Here is a 16,786-nt window from a genome sequence, read left to right as displayed (position 1 = left end):
TGTTATTATAACGGTATTGATTTATTCTAACAGTTATTAAGAGTTTTTTATAGGAGGTCCTAATCGTGAAGGATGTATTTCTAAAAGGGATGACTTATGGCTGGGGATCAAAACGAGGTGAATACCGTACAGAATATGCAGAAGATTCGATGAGAAAGCTGGCGGAGACAGGAAGTGAATGGATCGCCTTATCTTTTTGGACATGGCAAGACACAGTGCATTCAACAGAAATTCATTATGATTACGGTTACACGGTGACAGATCGTGATCTCGCACATGCGGTACAACAGGCAAAACAGCTTGGTCTTAAAGTTTGTCTTAAACCTGTTGTGAATTCGAGGGATGGCATTTGGAGAGCTAGGATTGGATTTCCGGAAGAGGGAGAGATTTATTGGGCAGCATGGTTCCGTTCTTATACAAATTTCATTAAACACTATGCAGAGTTGGCGGAAGAGCTTGAATGTGAGATGTTCTGTATCGGCTGCGAAATGGTAGGCACAGAGTCTAGAACTGCGGAATGGAGACAATTGATTCAAGAGGTCACCAATCTTTATACAGGGCCGATCATTTATAATGCTAATCATGGCAAAGAAGAAGGAATCGAGTGGCTGGATGAGGTGGATTTTATCGGAACCAGCGCTTATTATCCGGTAGCTTCCGTGCCGGGAGATTCTTATGAGAATATGCTGGCAGGTTGGGAGCGGCAGAAACCGCGGCTTAAGTCACTTTCTGAGCGATTTGGCAAGCCTCTCGTATTCATCGAGATTGGATGCCGAAGTGCGCATGGATGTGCCACCATGCCATGGGACTTTACATACACAGACTTACCGTATTCAGAAGATGAACAAGCCAACTTCTATCGGTCAGCGCTGGAAGCATTCTGGAATGAACCTTGGTTTGCCGGTTACTTCTGGTGGGACTGGAGCACGAAATTATATGCCTTGGAAGAGGCTTCCATTGACCGTGGTTTTGATATTTATGGCAAAAAAGCCGAACAAGTTCTCAAAGAATATTACAAGCAACCTATCACTAAATAAATTGATAAAAAAGATCCGGAATTTCAGGTGAGCCTGATCTGCTATAGGATCTTTTTGTCATTGGCAGGCTAAGTTAATTCGTGTTATATTAAAAACCGTCCTTTTCATAGTGGAGGCAACGCTCCACGCATAAAAAGGACGGTTTCTTGTGTCTTTTGTATTCAAAAAAGGCTGTTTCCAGCCATATACGCTTACAATTCTAGCTTAGCTATTTCTGCTTTTAGCTTCTCAGCGGATTTCTGGAATAAAGCCTGTTCGGTTTCATTGAGTGGGAGGTCCAGTACCTGCCGAACACCCGAGCGGTCTACTACGCAAGGTGCACCGAGATAGACATCCGAAACCCCGTTATAGTTGTTTAATAAAGTAGAAACATTCAACACGGCGCCTTCATTATGAAGAATGGAGACTACAATTCGGTCCAGTGCAAGAGCTATTGCATAAGAGGTTGAGCCTTTGGCATCAATAATTTCATAGGCTGCATTCTTGGTATCTTGGAAGATTTCTTCGCGTTCTGCTTCGTCAAAACCAAGATCAATCCCAGCTACATTCGCAAGACTCCAAACCGGAAGCTCTGAATCTCCATGTTCACCGATGATCTGTCCGTGAATACTGCGAGGATCGATTTCTTTGTGAAGACCGATCAAATAACGAAAACGAGCACTATCAAGTACCGTACCAGAACCAATTACACGTCTGCGGTCAAACCCACTTATTTTCAAAGTCGCGTAAGACAGAATATCTACAGGGTTAGTTGCAATAAGTAGAATGGCATGTTGGTTATACTTTGTAATTTTTTCAATGATATCTTTAAAAATCGAAATATTTTTACGAAGCAGATCTATCCGGGTTTCTCCCGGTTTTTGTGATGCACCGGCAGTGACTATAATGATATCTGCTTCACGGCAGTCTTCATAAGTACCAGCCCATAACTTCACACCACCGACAAAAGGCATGCCGTGATTCATATCCAGTGCTTCGCCAAGTGCTTTCTGATGATTAACGTCAATAAGTACGAGTTCGGGCATACGTCTACGTAACAATAATGTATAGGCTGTAGTTGTACCAACTGCTCCAGTACCGATAACTACGACCCGATTGGGTTTTGGGGGGGCCATGTCTCCATCTCCTTAATATTTCAAATTTTTGGTTTCAATCTTGTCCATCATAATCGTTAACGGTAGTGTTTTCAAGCTGATCTTATTTAATGCATTACCCTAATTAAGGCCATACTAAAATGTGATTTTTATTTCATTATCTTAGCAAGACTAGACAGGAGAGAATGTAAGGATGGATTTATTTCGTAAAAAGGCTCTACACATACCCACAAGTTCTGAGGGGACGCAGTTAAACAAGACGTTGGGTGCCCTGGATCTAACAATGCTTGGGGTAGGAGCCATTATCGGCACAGGTATTTTTGTAATGACAGGAGTTGCCGCAGCAGAACATGCAGGTCCTGGTCTTATAATTTCTTTTTTACTAGCGGCGTTTGCCTGTGTGCTCTCGGCATTATGTTATTCGGAATTTGCTTCGACCATTCCTGTTTCCGGGAGTGCTTATGCTTATAGTTATGTAGCCTTTGGAGAACTATTAGCTTGGATCTTAGGCTGGGATCTTGTCTTGGAATACGGAGTTGCCGCAGCGGCTGTAAGCAGCGGTTGGTCAGGGTATTTTCAGGGGTTATTAGAGGGCTTTGGGATACATCTTCCAACCGCACTATCGGGGGCTTATAATGCACAAGCGGGTACAATAATAAATCTGCCTGCAGTAATCATCATTTTGTTAATTTCCTATTTACTGACTCGGGGAACCAAAGAAACGGCACGCTTTAACGCAATCATGGTTTTTATCAAAATAGCAGTGGTGCTTCTATTTATCGTAACAGGATTTTTCTATGTGAAGCCAGAGAACTGGACTCCGTTTCTCCCTTTTGGGTACCATGGCGTGATCAATGGCGCGGCCACAGTGTTTTTTGCCTACATAGGTTTTGATGCGCTAGCAACCGCTGCTGAAGAGGTGAAAAGACCCCAACGCGATTTGCCGATTGGAATTATTTCATCCCTTGCTATCTGTACTGTCTTGTACGTTCTTGTCTCACTCGTATTAACGGGTATTGTTCCATATACTGATCTCAATGTTAGTGATCCTGTATCTTATGCGCTTCGCTTTGTAAATCAGGATATGATTGCCGGTCTGATCTCTGTTGGAGCCATTGCGGGAATGACTACGGTACTGCTCGTGATGTTATTCGGTCAAACTCGGCTGTTATTTGCCATCTCACGTGATGGCCTGCTGCCCATAAGTTTATCTAAGATTAATGCTAAAACACAGGTACCTGTACGAAGCACATGGATGGTAGGTATCTTAATAGCTGTGTTAACGGGTTTCATCCCACTGGACCGGTTGGCAAATCTGACAAGCATAGGAACATTGTTTGCCTTTTTTGTAGTGTCTTTAGGGGTAATCGCGCTTAGATATATTCATCCGGATTTAAAAAGAGGGTTCAGAGTTCCTTGGGTACCTTTCATTCCGCTGTTAAGTGCGGCAACTTGTGGTATTTTGATGTATAATCTAGGAAGTGAGACTTGGATTGGTTTTCTAATTTGGACAGTTGTTGGACTTCTAATCTATGCACTATATGGCTATCGTAATAGTAATTTGAATCATAAATAAGATTCAATCCATCCGAGAGGAGAGAGGTTATTGGCATCTAAGATTGCTGGATTGAAGGGAATAAGATTAATATTGATGCTGATTTTGTTAGCGTGGGTGGTCACGGCTTGTTCATCTCCTCCCCCGGAACCTACTCAGCAGCCCCAGCCGACAGAGGCACCTGAAGAAGGTCAGACGATAACCCTGATTACTCCAGACGCCAATCATATTGACAATGATAGCGCTCCGAAATATCAAATTCAGACTCGTCTTACAGATTTTCAGCTGCTTAGTGAAAGTGAGGGTCTGGCCTGGGGGGTTACCAAAAACGAACTCCGGTTGTACTTGACCCGGGATAACGGAGCAACTTGGGCTAATATTTCACCAGCACCAAATGTGCAGTTCCTCTCCAATCCTGTGTATGGGAAGGGGATTTTCTTCACGGATCCATCTCATGGTTGGATTATAAGAAGTGCTTTTGGCTCGACAGAAACGATTGTGCTGCGAACCACAGATGGTGGCCAAAGCTGGAAAATCTCATCTTTAGGAGATGTGAATACAGTATCCTCTGTATATTTCAACTCACCCAGAAAGGGTTGGCTGATGACCTCATGGAACGCTTCTTCCAATAAAGAGAACAAGGCACTTTTTTCAACGACAGACGGTGGGGCCACTTGGGAAGAAGTGATGCAGAATGAGCAATACAATCCGAATTTCCCAAATGATTCGATACCGTTTGCCGGGGTCACCACTGGAATGATTTTTCGCAATAGTACACATGGATTTGTGACACTACAGACAGGTGCTCTTCCCAAAATCTTTATGACAAAAGATGGCGGTAAGAGCTGGAGTCTCGGGCCAGCTTTTCTAGTTAACGAACGTTTAGAAGATTGTGACCGAGTAATTACTGGCAAACCGGAGTTCTTCGATGCTACTAAGTCTACTGGTTGGATGTCTGTTGGCTGTCAAAAGGATAAAGAAAAAACGATCACTTACCATGGATATTTTACAGCTAACGGCGGCGCTAATTGGAAATTCGCTTCCTTTGGATTGAACGCACAAGCTGGTGTTAATCGTCTAATTGCTCCGACTTTTTTGAATTCACAGATCGGTTGGACCATACTCGGCGACACCCTTTACCATACGATTGATCAAGGAGCGACCTGGTTACCGCTTAAAGAGAGCAGTGTACTGCGATCTAAGCTTTTGGAATATCCGGAGATTGTAAAGCTGCAGTTTTTTTCCACTGAGGTGGGGTGGCTTTTGATTGAGAAAAAAGAGGACAAGCGCTCGATACTGTTACAGACTACGAATGGTGGTATCAGCTGGCGTGTAATGTAATAAGGAATAAGAACCTGCCTGATGGTAGGTTCTTTTGTTGTTAGCAGAGTGGGGGTTTATTGTTGTTTGTGAATGATTGAATATAAGGAAAAAACTTATTTAAAATTTTCTTTATAAATGTGAAAAAAATCACATGACATTTAAAGAATCCTGTGATATATTTAACACATAGAAAACAAGTTCAAATTTTCACAAACTCAGACATCGAATAGGAGAGATTACAATGAAAACATTCGAAACAGATTATATGACAAGAAACCTTTTGCAACTTTGCTACAACTGTGATGACGCTCATCTTTGTGAAACTGAAGAACAATGCAGAGCTTGCTGGGCTGAGAATGGAATGTTAGACGATCAGACGGACGAAACTAAGAAATTGCTAGACCTAGTTCATGCTTAATTTAATAACTGAAAACTCTGTATAGAGACCACTCGAATTCTTGATTTCTAAGAAAACGAAGTGGTCTTTTTTGCATCTAGTCTCACTTATTTAATGCTTTCTGGACTAGATGAGGCATATACATGTACAGAAGTACCCAGAACGCAGCAATTAGGCTGAATAACAAGAGGAAGAAGGGGGAAACTGTCATGGGAATGGGCCCGGATCTTTCATGGATGTTTGATTTTGCCGGAACGGTGATGCCGATCTTTATCGTTGTTATGATTGGTATTCTTGCTATATCAGCAGGCAGGGGCTTGCTTCAATGGGGCAGGAACAATGGCTCCCCCATACTAACAATCCCTGCGCATATCGTTAGCAAACGGACTGAAGTACGACAGCAGCAGCTTCAGGAAGAGAATGGCTCAACTCGTACTAGTACAACTTACTATTTAACGTACGAGCTGGAGGGCGGTAGTCGCATGGAATTTAAAGTAGATGGCCATGAATATGGCTTGAGTGCTGAAGGCGATAGAGGAATGCTTACTTATCAAGGAACCAGATATCATGGATTCCAACGACAGGCACAATACTCAACTGCGGAGTAGTCATATGTATTAAATCAAAACAGCGATCCTCATGCTCATGGTGGATCGCTGTTTTGCGTTTTGGTTATGTACCATTCAAGCTCATTGATCCTGTAGCTCTCAAAGCTAACTGATCCCGTAGCTCTCAAAGCTAACTGTAGGTGCGATCATCTATTAAGTGTCAGATCTTCATTACCCTCTCACCTTGCGGACCCAGATGACGTTATTTGCAAATTCACAGTCTTTTGAGCCTAGTTTCGGACTCCAATGCAGCTATTCATTAGAAAGAGGCTTATAATCGGTGCTTTGCGGGCCAATAGGGGCTTTGGGGTCCGTTAGAATCCGAAAAGTGGATTAATATCGCGAATAAGGTCAGCTGTGTCCGATAGCGCCTTCTGAGCGGGTGCTGACGTTGACGCAGTTGCTAACAAGGAAATTGATCTAACGTGGACATTGTTGCTAACACCGAGCCCGATTCCAGCACCGTTCGACGCTACCACCGACGTCGACTCTGATGCTAAAGCTGTCGTTAACAAGAACATCGAAGCTGACGTTGATAATTGTTGCTAACACAGACACCAATTCCAGCACCGATTCGACTCTAACACTGATGTCGACTCTGATGCTGGCACTGAGCTAACCCCGACGTCAACTCTGATGCTGCCACCGACCCCGACACCGACGCTGTGCGCAAATGTAATTGGACATACACAGCATATGGACATACGCAGCTTAGAGTGTAGATAATGGGGATTTGCTGAGTGGTTAAAAGGAAAGATCCCTACTCTAAAAAATAGGCGGGAACTGTCACCTCTTAGGCGAATGCACATACTATACAGCATGCAGTTAAGAACGAGGTTGCTACAAGAAGTGACCCCAAGGAGGAGACAGCGTGGCCGTCATCAAAACGAACTCGGAAGATGTGAAGGTGCTGGCGCGGTTGATGAGAGCGGAAGCTGAGGAAGATGGAGATCTCGGCATGCTCATGGTCGGCAATGTTGGCGTCAACCGGATTCTTGGCAATTGCTTGGACTTTAATAACATTCGGAATGTGAATGATATGGTCTATCAAAGTCCTGGAGGTTTCGAAGCGCCGCAGAAGGGATACTTCTACCAGCGAGCCAGAGAAGCAGATATCCGTCTAGCTAAACGTGTAATTGCTGGTGAAAGAACCTGGCCAGCTACCAATGCTTTGTGGTTCTTCAGACCCGCAGGTGATTGTCCTGCAACCTGGTATAACCAACAAAACACAGGCCGCTTTAAAGCCCATTGCTTCTTTACTCCGACCGGAGAAGATTGCCCGACTGTATTTATCGGCAATTAGCATGGTAACTGTGCAAAGAGAATTACTCAATAAAATGAGTAATTCTCACAGAAAGTTAGTTTGATTTCAATTGTGTCCAAATGTAAGTTTCAGTAGTGTCCAAAGGAGCTTATGCTCTGATAAACATTTAGGAGGTTTCAGTAAATGATCGTTCAACCTTACCGCCCCGTAACTTATACCATCGGTAGTGTCTCTTCTTCAGGTATGCCAATGTCTTCCGGAATGCCGATGTCATCTGGAATGCAAGGCATGGGCAGCATGCCACCCCAAGTAAGCAGTGGCAGTCCAATGACTCCAGGGGGAGTAGTAGTTCAGAATCCACCACAAACGTTCGAACAATCCTACATTGAGAATATTTTCCGCCTGAATTTAGGAAAAGTAGGTACGTTTTATTTTACTTATGAGAACAATAAAGACTGGAATGCCAAAGTTTACAAGGGTGTGCTGGAAGCGGCAGGCCGTGACCACATTATTATCAGTGACCCTGCGACCGGCCAACGCACCGTCTTACTTATGATTTATTTTGATTATGCTACCTTCGATGAGCCCCTTACTTACCAATACCCAGGTGTAATTGGCAATCCTCCAACGATGAGAAATTGTCGCTAAATTTAACCCATCTTCGATGAGAAGAACTCCAACGCCAAACGGTTAGGAGTTCTTTTTATTTGTGATGAATTTATGGAACAATCTTGATAATCATCGCCCATTTTTTTTCAAAAGGACACGCATGCTTGCGGTTTGCCCCAATATATTAATATAATAAAGTATATATTCAAAAACGTGATTCTAGACTGGAGATGAAACCATTGGGAAATTGATACTGAAAGGGACAAACGGCAAGCATTTTGCCAATACTCTGAAAAAACGAAGGAGGTGGGCCTATCCATCCATGTACGGAAAATGGTGGATAGGAGTATAAATTGAGCGACCCTTTACCCGGTATATTACATGTTGGTCTTATTATTTTGTTGGTATTGTTAAACGGATTTTTTGTTTCAGTCGAATATGCAATGGTGAAAGTACGAAGTGGTAGAATTGATACCCTGATTGAAGAAGGTAGTAAAAAAGCTTTTAATGCAAAAAGCATTGTCAGCAACCTGGATGGCTATCTCTCAGCCTGTCAGCTCGGCATTACATTGGCTTCGCTTGCATTAGGGTGGCTGGGTCAACCAGCTATAGCTAATCTTATCGGGCCTTTATTAGGAAGCATAGGTTTAGGAGAAACTGCTGTTAATGTTGTATCTTTGGTTATTGCTCTTATGTTCATTACTATCTTGCATATCGTATTAGGTGAGCTTGCACCTAAGACCATTGCTGTTAACAAGGCTGAATCTGTCCTTTTACTAACAGCAGGACCGATGAATGTATTTTACAAAATCATGTATCCAGTGATATGGATCGTTAATGGGCTGGCGCGTGGTTTACTGCAAATTTTCCGATTAGCCCCGGCTTCAGAGCTGGGAACGGCGCATACGGAAGAAGAAATTCGTATTATCATGCAGGAAAGTAACAAAAGCGGCTTTATAGATAATACTGAAATGGCGTTAGTTGACAATATTTTTGAATTTGTGGATACCATGGCTCGGGAGATCATGATTCCGCGGACAGAGATGATCTGTCTGAATAATCATGTTTCTGCTGAGGAGAACCTTGAGATTGCCTATGATGGCATGAGGACACGTTATCCCGTCTGTGACGGTGATAAGGATCATATTTTAGGCTTCATCCATATAAAGGACTTAATTAAGGATCGTCCACAAAGTTATCAGAAATTAATTCGTCCAATATTGACCGTGCCGGAATCCATTCAGATTAGTGCTTTGCTGAAAGTTATGCAGCGTGCGAAGACACAAATCGCCATATTGATCGATGAGTATGGGGGTACTTCAGGAATGGTGACACTGGAAGATATCATGGAGGAAATTGTTGGAGAAATTCAGGATGAATTTGATGAGGAACGTCCCGGTGTTGAGAAGCTTGGCGAGGATGAACACTCCATTGACGGTTTGATGCTTATTGAAGAGATTAATGATCTTTTAGGTCTTCATATGGAGACTGAGGATTACGATACGATAGGCGGCTGGCTGTATTCTAAATTGGAGGTTAATCCACCTCAAAAAGGGCAATCCGTAGAATTTGATGATCATCTATTTATTGTAGAAGAGACTGAGAATAAGCGAATTTCTCGAATTAAGCTATTGCGGTTACAGTTATTGAATGAAGAAGCTGGAGCTTAATGGAATTATATATTTTTAAAATAAGAGCAGCGTTTCTCCTTTTGGAGTTACGCTGTTTTTTTTGACCATACTGTTTGCCAAAAAGAGATTAATAATTATATAATTTTAAATGTATATGATAAAAACTACATTAGTCCCTAGAGGACAGAAAGGAATTCTCCTTGAGTAAACCTAAAAAAAGTCCAAATGTTCCCCAGTTGAGCAAACAAGAGAAACGACGGGTAGAACAGGAGCAACAGAAGCAGAAAACGAGAATTTTAGTTATTAGTTCAATAGCTGTAGTAGTTATCATTTTTGTTGGATTGTTTATGTTAGCTTCGAAAGATGCAGCAAAGAATGTCTCTACAGGAGAACCGGTAGAATTCAATTATAGTGAGCTACCTAGGATTGGTAATGAGGATGCACCTGTTAAGCTTGTTGAATTTGGTGATTTCAAATGTCCAGCTTGTTCCCAATTTGCTGGCTCCATGAAACCGAAAATTGTTCAAGATTTTGTCAACGAGGGAAAAGCAGCTCTTTACTTTGTAAATATGGCTTTCGTTGGTCCTGACTCTGAGACAGCTTCACTAGCTGCATTGTCTGTATACCATCAGAATAAGGATGAATTCTGGAAGTTCTATGATGCTGTGTATGCGCAGCAAGGGGATGAGAGTGTGGAATGGGCCACTGAGGATTTCTTGGTAAGCCTTGCTGAAAAAGAGAAATTAGCGATCGATTACGATCTGTTGCGTAAAGACATCCAAGAGAAAACTTATGCAGATGAGCTGAAGAAAGACATTCAGTTGGCAACTGACGCAGGCGTGACAACTACGCCTTCGCTCTACATTAATGGAGTGAAAACGGCTGAACCTTTCGATATTGAAGCGATTACATCTGAAATTAACACCGCCGCAAAAGCAGTGGAGGCAAAGTGACAAAATTCCTATCTTTTTGCAAGCGTAACTGCCTCTATCTGGCCTGGTTCGTCTCTTTGGTTGCTGTAGCTGGTAGCTTGTATTTAAGTGAAGTCTTGAAGTATGAACCTTGTAAGCTTTGCTGGTTTCAGCGGATTTTTATGTATCCGCAGTTATTTTTGTTGGGAATTGCCACTTTCCGTGGAGATAAGCGCATCATTCCTTATGTGCTTCCATTAAGTTTGATTGGTGGCAGTATCTCAATCTATCATTATGCGGAACAGAAGATTCCAGCGTTAAGTAAAGTTCTACCTTGTACAGTTGGTGTTCCTTGTAATAAAGATTACTTGAACTACTTCGGATTTATAACGATTCCTTTGTTAGCTTTAATAGCGTTTGCTCTAATAAGTCTCCTTCTTTGGTATGGACGTAGGGAAGAAGAAGTGATTGAAGTAGATGCTGAGGAGAGCTTAGGATTTTAGTTTTTACTTTGGAAGGTACAAAAAAGCTGAAAAGGTATTAAAATCACGGGCTAGAGGGATAATTGAAGATAATGAAAGAGAGCATCCAATAAGACGCTATATTTGAGCTTATTGGATGTTTTTTCATTCTTTTTTCATTTTTTTCAACGCTTTACTGTAGGCACTTTGTAGACTAATATTAGACCTTGTGAGAAGTTGAATATGCGCTGAATTTTCTTAGGAAAAACGGGGGAACCAAACTTGGCATTCATGCCAATGGGGTGAATCGGAACCGGGTCGAACAGACCTCTACCGTAGGGCTATAACCACAGCCCGAATCCGCCAGCTAACCTCGTAAGCAAGGTGGGAAAATGACCATGCATAAGCATGCGGATCATTTCCGTATGCTTATTTTTGTGTCTGCATTTATGAAATCCACCGATGAAAACAGCGCACGGAAATTCCGTTTCAGCTCCCAAAGAAAGGAACTGTATCCACCATGGTAAGCAAGGTAAAACGACTATTGATCGGACGTCCGATGAAGTCGAATGAACTCGATCATGAAAAGTTATCCAAGGTTAAAGCACTGGCTGTTCTGTCTTCTGATGCGCTCTCGTCTGTAGCCTACGGAACGGAACAAATTCTGATTGTACTAGTGGCTGCCGGGTTTACTGCCATCTGGTATTCCCTGCCAATTGCATTAGCCGTATTGGGCCTGCTGGCCATCCTGATTTTATCCTATCGGCAGACGATTTTTGCTTATCCGCAAGGAGGCGGAGCTTATATCGTAGCCAAGAGTAATCTTGGTATTCCGACAGGGCTGCTCGCTGGGGGTTCATTATTGGTGGATTACATTCTTACCGTAGCGGTTAGTGCCTCGGCAGGGACGGATGCGATCACATCGGCTTTTCCAAGTCTTCATAATCATACTGTTCTCATCGCTGTATCTGTTATCGTTTTATTAACAATCATTAATCTTCGCGGAGTGACTGAATCGGCTTCATTTATCGCAATTCCAGTGTATTTGTTTGTGGTTTCGATTGTTGTTCTGATTATCTCCGGTATCGTTAAATATGCAATGGGTGGCGCGCATGCGAATGTTCCTGAAATAGGCAGCGCCGTATCTAATGTAAGTTTGTTTCTACTATTAAAAGCGTTTAGCTCTGGTTGTTCAGCCCTAACGGGGGTTGAGGCCGTATCTAATGCGATCCCAAACTTTAAAGCACCCGCTGAGAAGAATGCAGCCAAGACGCTAATGATCATGGGACTTATCCTTGGCTTTATGTTTACCGGAATCACTGTGCTGGCGTATTGGTATGGGATTGTGCCAGATGAAAAGGCTACGGTTGTCTCTCAGATCGCTGAATCGACCTTTGGCCGTGGCGGATTGTACTTTTTCATTCAAGGGATTACAGCAGTGATTTTGTTCTTGGCAGCTAATACAGCATATTCAGCGTTTCCGCTGCTTGCCTTTATGTTTGCAAAAGATAAATATCTGCCACATGCATTTATGGTCCGTGGTGACCGCCTTGGCTTCTCAAACGGCATTATTTTTCTAGGAGTTATGTCTATCATACTTGTGACTGCATTCCATGGGAATACGGAAGGTTTGATTCCACTATATGCGGTAGGCGTGTTCATTCCTTTTACCTTATCCCAACTGGGGATGATGGTGCATTGGATCAAAACAAGACCCGCTGGATGGGTGAAAAGATTTGTAGTAAATACCATCGGTATGCTGACTACATTGACGATTACGCTTATATTTATCATTACTAAATTCTCGAGCGTATGGATGGCATTCATTTTCTTACCTGCTGTAATGTTCGTGTTCCACCGTATTCATAAGCACTATTTGAACACTGCGGATCAACTGCGTATATGTCCGGCTACGGATAAACCTGTAATTAAAGGAAGTACTGTAGTTGTTCCTGTTGCAGGGGTTACACGTGCTGTATTACATTCCATCAGCTATGCGAAGTCTCTAACAGATAATGTTGTTGCTGTGTATGTAGGCTTTGATGAAGAAGACATTCATAAGATGGAGCAACGGTGGGAGGAATGGAATCCAGGTGTACGCCTGATTGTACTTCGTTCCAGATATCGTAGTATCATTCGTCCGTTAGTGAAGTTTATCGATACGGTAGAGTGGAAGACCGCTGCGACGGATCACATCACGATTCTGATTCCACAGTTTATTACCAAACATTGGTGGCAAGCCGTGCTTCATAATCAGACCAGCTTTTTAATCCGCTCGTATCTAATGAATCAAAAGGACGTTGTAGTAGCGACTGTCCCGTATCATTTAAATAAATAAGTAGAAGATTAAAGATGAGGTTATATCCGGAACGTTCGGAATATAACCTCTTTTGTATTTTATATGAAGAAAATTGTTGCAAATCCACAGAATTTGAAATTTATATGTTGACACAGAGAATGAGAATCAATATCATTTAAAAGTGAAGCAGAGGTAAAGGTCACCTTTGAATATCAAAGCAGTTACATATAGGAGGGTTTTTAATGTTTTGGCTTAACAGAAAAAGATCAGGAAGCATGAAAGTGACGATGAGCGGACTAATAGTGATGACGCTAATACTTTCCGCTTGTGGTAATAATAATGCTGAAAGCTCATCAAATGCAGGAACAGCGCCTACAACAGCGCCTACAGCAGAATCTACAGAGGCACCTGCTGCACCTAAGACGTTAACAGATGCAATGGGTCATAAAGTAACGATTCCGGCTAATCCACAGCGCGTTCTGGGTTCATATTTGGAAGACTCTTTGGTAACTCTGGGTGTAACTCCAGTAGCTCAATGGTCAGTTACAAATGGCGTTCAGGATTATCTGGCCACTGAATTGAAGGATGTTCCTACAATTAGTTACGACCTTCCGTTAGAGGCTGTAACCAGCTTTGCTCCGGATCTTATTATCATCCCATCGGAGTCTTCTGTTCAGAACGGGATTTACGATCAGTTGAATAAGATTGCACCCACTTATGTAATTGGGGATGAACTAAATCAAGATTGGCGCAAATCGTTGCTCAAGATGGGTGAGATTTTGAACAAAACCCCTGAAGCAGAAAAAGCCATTAAAGATTATGATGTTAAAGCAGCGGCTGCGAAAGAACAGCTTGCAGGAGCTATTGGACAAGAGTCCGCGGCTATTTTATGGTTGGTGCAAAAAAACTTCTATATTGTAGACGAAACCCGCAGCAGTGGAGCTGTATTATATACAGACCTTGCCGTAACGCTGCCTAACTTAGTAACAGAGATCCCAGTAGGAACAAGAGCAACTTGGAATCCGATCTCACTAGAGAAGCTTTCTGAGCTGACCGCAGATCATATTTTCCTTGTAAATAGTGATAAGACTGAGGGTTCGGAGATCCTAGATAGTGCAATCTGGAAGGGCATCCCAGCTGTAAAAGCTGGAAATGTGCATGAAATGAGCTCAACAAGCAGCTGGCTTTACAGTGGGGCGAACGCTGGCAGCAAAATCATTGACGATGTGCTAAAAAGTCTTGTGAAATAAAAGTCGTAATTCACCATGAATGAGACTGATCATTTCGGTGGGGAAGGGCGTGCAGATCAAGTATCTCGGGATACAAAGATCTGCACCATTTTTTTATAAACCAATCCCATAGTACGGAAAAATCGTTCCTGCAATTGTACAACATAAATATTTTTGCGATAATGAGAATGATTGTTGTTATCATATAAACCATTGTAACTATTGAATAAGGAGACGACTCATGGTTTCACCCTCAGATTTCGCAAATCGTATTAAAAATGAACCCAAAAAAGCTCTACATACCCGACCGGCAGCTGCCATTGGTATTCTTATTTTTGGACTTGCTGCCATTGCCTTCGGATTGGCACTTTCGGTCTCAGTAGGTGCAGCAGATATCAAGTTAGCTACGGTATGGGAAGCTATATTTCATTTCAATCCAGATTTACAAAAACATCAGGTAATTAGAGAACTGCGATTTCCACGTGCTATTGCTGGCGCCTTAGTCGGTGCTTGCTTCGCAGTAGCAGGGGCTATCATGCAGGGGATGACAAGAAACCCGCTTGCGGATTCAGGGCTGTTAGGCTTGAATGCAGGAGCAGGGGTAGCGCTGGCCATAGTATTTGCTTTTGCACCCTCACTCTCATTCACTTCACTAATGTTGTATTGCTTTATCGGTGCCGCTGTGGCCTCTTTTATCGTATTCGGAATCGGTTCGCTTTCTTTTAATGGCCTGACCCCCTTGCGATTGACATTAGCAGGTTCGGCTGTTAGTGCTTTATTGGTTGCTATTAGTCAGGGAGTAGCTATTCTTTTCAACTTATCTCAGGACATAGCCTTCTGGTTAGCTGGTGGGATGGGTGGAGCTAGCTGGACTCAGATCAAGATTATATTCCCTTGGGTGGCCGTAGCCTTAATTGCAGCAATGATGTTATCACGATCCGTCACATTGCTCAGCTTAGGAAGAGAAGTAGCGGTTGGTCTGGGGCAGCGGACAAGGATAGTTCAATTGGCATGTATGATTGTTGTGGTTATCTTAGCTGGAAGCGCGGTTTCAACGGTTGGCCCGATTGCTTTTATAGGACTAATTATTCCACATGTTACACGTTATTTCGTTGGAGTGGACTACCGCTGGATTATCCCTTGCTCGGCAGTTCTAGGGAGCTTATTGATTATCTTTGCAGATATTGCCGCAAGAATGATAAATGCACCTTATGAGACACCGCTAGGAGCTTTAATTGCCATCATCGGCGTACCGTTCTTTATTTATTTAGCGAGTAAGCGGAAGGGGGAGCTGTAATGCCCAAATTAACCCTTACTCCAGATGAAAAAGAACGCCGCACACGCGCCTTAACGGTGTTAGCGCTCCTTGCTATACTGATCGTCGTTGTGTTTATAGTCAGTATGAATACAGGGTTTATGCGTCTATCCCCACTAGAGGTATTACATACACTCATGGGTGATGGAACACATCAGCAAAAGCTTATTTTATTTGATTTCAGATTACCCCGCATCGTAATTTCATTGTTAGTTGGAGCGGGCTTTGCAGTATCGGGCTGTATTCTACAAAGTCTCGCACGTAATGCACTCGCTGAACCGGCTACGCTGGGCATAAGTGCTGGTGCAGGTTTTGCGGTAATCATTTTTATCTCGTTTTTTCCGGCTACAACAGCAGCTCCGGTATTTGTCTTGCCTCTCTTAGCGCTTGGTGGGGCTGGCCTGACCGCAGCTTTAATCTATATTCTTGCCTACCGGAAGGCAGATGGTCTGTCTCCTACAAGGCTGATCCTTATCGGGATTGCGGTCGCTGCAGGAATCAATGCTTGCCAGCTTGTATTGGCACTTAGGCTTGATCCTAATAATTATCAATTTGTAGCTACTTGGATCGCCGGGAAAATATGGGGTGGGGATTGGAGATTCGTCCTTGCTTTGCTGCCTTGGATCGCGATTCTGTTACCGTTCGCCTTCTATAAAGCCCGGGTTCTAAATGTATTGAATCTAGGGGACCACACTTCATTAGGTCTAGGAATGCGTGTGGAGAAGGAACGTATTCTCCTTCTGGTAACAGCCGTAGCGCTTGCCGGCTCCTGCGTCGCGGTAAGCGGAGGTATTGGCTTCGTCGGCCTGATAGCACCACACCTGGCTCGCAGGCTCGTGGGACCCCGCCATCAAGTGTTATTACCTGCTAGTGCTTTGACAGGGGCGCTTCTTATGATTACCGCTGATACCATCGGCAGATGGGTGCTGCAACCTGCGGAAGTTCCGACTGGCATTGTGGTTGCGATTATTGGCGCACCTTACTTTTTATATTTACTCGCCAAGTCTAAAGCGTAAATTAGTTCATACTTAGGAGCATAGCTCCATAAAACTT

Annotated in this window: 15 protein-coding genes and 1 riboswitch; of the genes, 14 read left to right on the top strand and 1 reads right to left on the bottom strand. The window is 43.1% G+C overall.

The annotated features are described in order from the left end of the window. Positions 1-65: 65 nt before the first annotated feature. Positions 66-1,037, top strand: coding sequence for a glycoside hydrolase family 113 (locus MHB37_RS17455; protein WP_340010294.1), 972 nt, complete (start codon positions 66-68; stop codon positions 1,035-1,037). A gap of 191 nt (positions 1,038-1,228) precedes the next feature. Here the strand turns inward: MHB37_RS17455 and MHB37_RS17450 are convergent, their stop codons facing one another. Next, entirely contained in the window at positions 1,229-2,152 is a 924-nt protein-coding gene (locus tag MHB37_RS17450) for an L-lactate dehydrogenase (RefSeq protein ID WP_036687562.1), read from the bottom strand. Positions 2,153-2,324: 172 nt separating this feature from the next. Between MHB37_RS17450 and MHB37_RS17445 the strand changes: the two genes are divergently transcribed. From MHB37_RS17445 to MHB37_RS17385, 13 genes are all read left to right on the top strand, one after another. Next, entirely contained in the window at positions 2,325-3,707 is a 1,383-nt protein-coding gene (locus tag MHB37_RS17445) for an amino acid permease (protein ID WP_076302576.1), read from the top strand. Between the two features lie 30 nt (positions 3,708-3,737). Next, a complete protein-coding gene (locus MHB37_RS17440) occupies positions 3,738-5,027 on the top strand; it encodes a hypothetical protein (protein WP_081386226.1) in 1,290 nt (429 codons plus the stop codon). Positions 5,028-5,250: 223 nt separating this feature from the next. Beyond that, positions 5,251-5,427: a hypothetical protein gene (locus MHB37_RS17435; RefSeq protein ID WP_169744776.1), complete on the top strand. Its 177-nt coding sequence runs from the start codon at positions 5,251-5,253 to the stop codon at positions 5,425-5,427. A 194-nt stretch (positions 5,428-5,621) separates the two neighbouring features. Then, positions 5,622-6,014, top strand: coding sequence for a DUF2500 domain-containing protein (locus tag MHB37_RS17430; protein WP_076190442.1), 393 nt, complete (start codon positions 5,622-5,624; stop codon positions 6,012-6,014). Between the two features lie 871 nt (positions 6,015-6,885). Continuing rightward, the gene (locus tag MHB37_RS17425) at positions 6,886-7,317 is read left to right on the top strand and encodes a cell wall hydrolase (protein ID WP_076126705.1); all 432 of its coding nucleotides are present in this window, start codon (positions 6,886-6,888) and stop codon (positions 7,315-7,317) included. Positions 7,318-7,461: 144 nt separating this feature from the next. After that, positions 7,462-7,926, top strand: a complete 465-nt coding sequence (gene gerQ / locus MHB37_RS17420) for a spore coat protein GerQ (protein WP_036687556.1) — start codon at positions 7,462-7,464, stop codon at positions 7,924-7,926. Between the two features lie 314 nt (positions 7,927-8,240). Then, on the top strand, positions 8,241-9,557 hold the full coding sequence (locus MHB37_RS17415; RefSeq protein ID WP_036687555.1) for a hemolysin family protein: 1,317 nt from the start codon (positions 8,241-8,243) through the stop codon (positions 9,555-9,557). A 161-nt stretch (positions 9,558-9,718) separates the two neighbouring features. After that, complete coding sequence (locus MHB37_RS17410; protein WP_081386224.1) at positions 9,719-10,471, top strand: DsbA family protein; 753 nt, start codon at positions 9,719-9,721, stop codon at positions 10,469-10,471. Next, entirely contained in the window at positions 10,468-10,932 is a 465-nt protein-coding gene (locus MHB37_RS17405) for a disulfide oxidoreductase (protein ID WP_076126701.1), read from the top strand. The genes MHB37_RS17410 and MHB37_RS17405 overlap by 4 nt, the downstream gene beginning before the upstream one ends. 194 nt (positions 10,933-11,126) lie before the next feature. Next, a riboswitch (cyclic di-AMP (ydaO/yuaA leader) is annotated at positions 11,127-11,286 on the top strand. Positions 11,287-11,410: 124 nt separating this feature from the next. Next, a complete protein-coding gene (locus MHB37_RS17400) occupies positions 11,411-13,228 on the top strand; it encodes an APC family permease (protein WP_076126699.1) in 1,818 nt (605 codons plus the stop codon). Between the two features lie 203 nt (positions 13,229-13,431). After that, entirely contained in the window at positions 13,432-14,439 is a 1,008-nt protein-coding gene (locus tag MHB37_RS17395) for an iron-hydroxamate ABC transporter substrate-binding protein (protein ID WP_081386223.1), read from the top strand. Between the two features lie 220 nt (positions 14,440-14,659). After that, positions 14,660-15,715 carry an iron ABC transporter permease gene (locus MHB37_RS17390; RefSeq protein ID WP_076184381.1) on the top strand — a complete coding sequence of 352 codons (1,056 nt, stop codon included), beginning with the start codon at positions 14,660-14,662 and terminating at the stop codon, positions 15,713-15,715. Next, positions 15,715-16,749 carry an iron ABC transporter permease gene (locus MHB37_RS17385; protein WP_076184380.1) on the top strand — a complete coding sequence of 345 codons (1,035 nt, stop codon included), beginning with the start codon at positions 15,715-15,717 and terminating at the stop codon, positions 16,747-16,749. The genes MHB37_RS17390 and MHB37_RS17385 overlap by 1 nt, the downstream gene beginning before the upstream one ends. Positions 16,750-16,786 lie beyond the last annotated feature (37 nt).

This window comes from Paenibacillus sp. FSL H3-0286 (assembly GCF_045040705.1).
GTDB lineage: Bacteria > Bacillota > Bacilli > Paenibacillales > Paenibacillaceae > Paenibacillus_AQ > Paenibacillus_AQ odorifer.
Note: the sequence above shows the minus strand (reverse complement) of the source record. Positions and strands in the feature narration are given on the sequence as shown.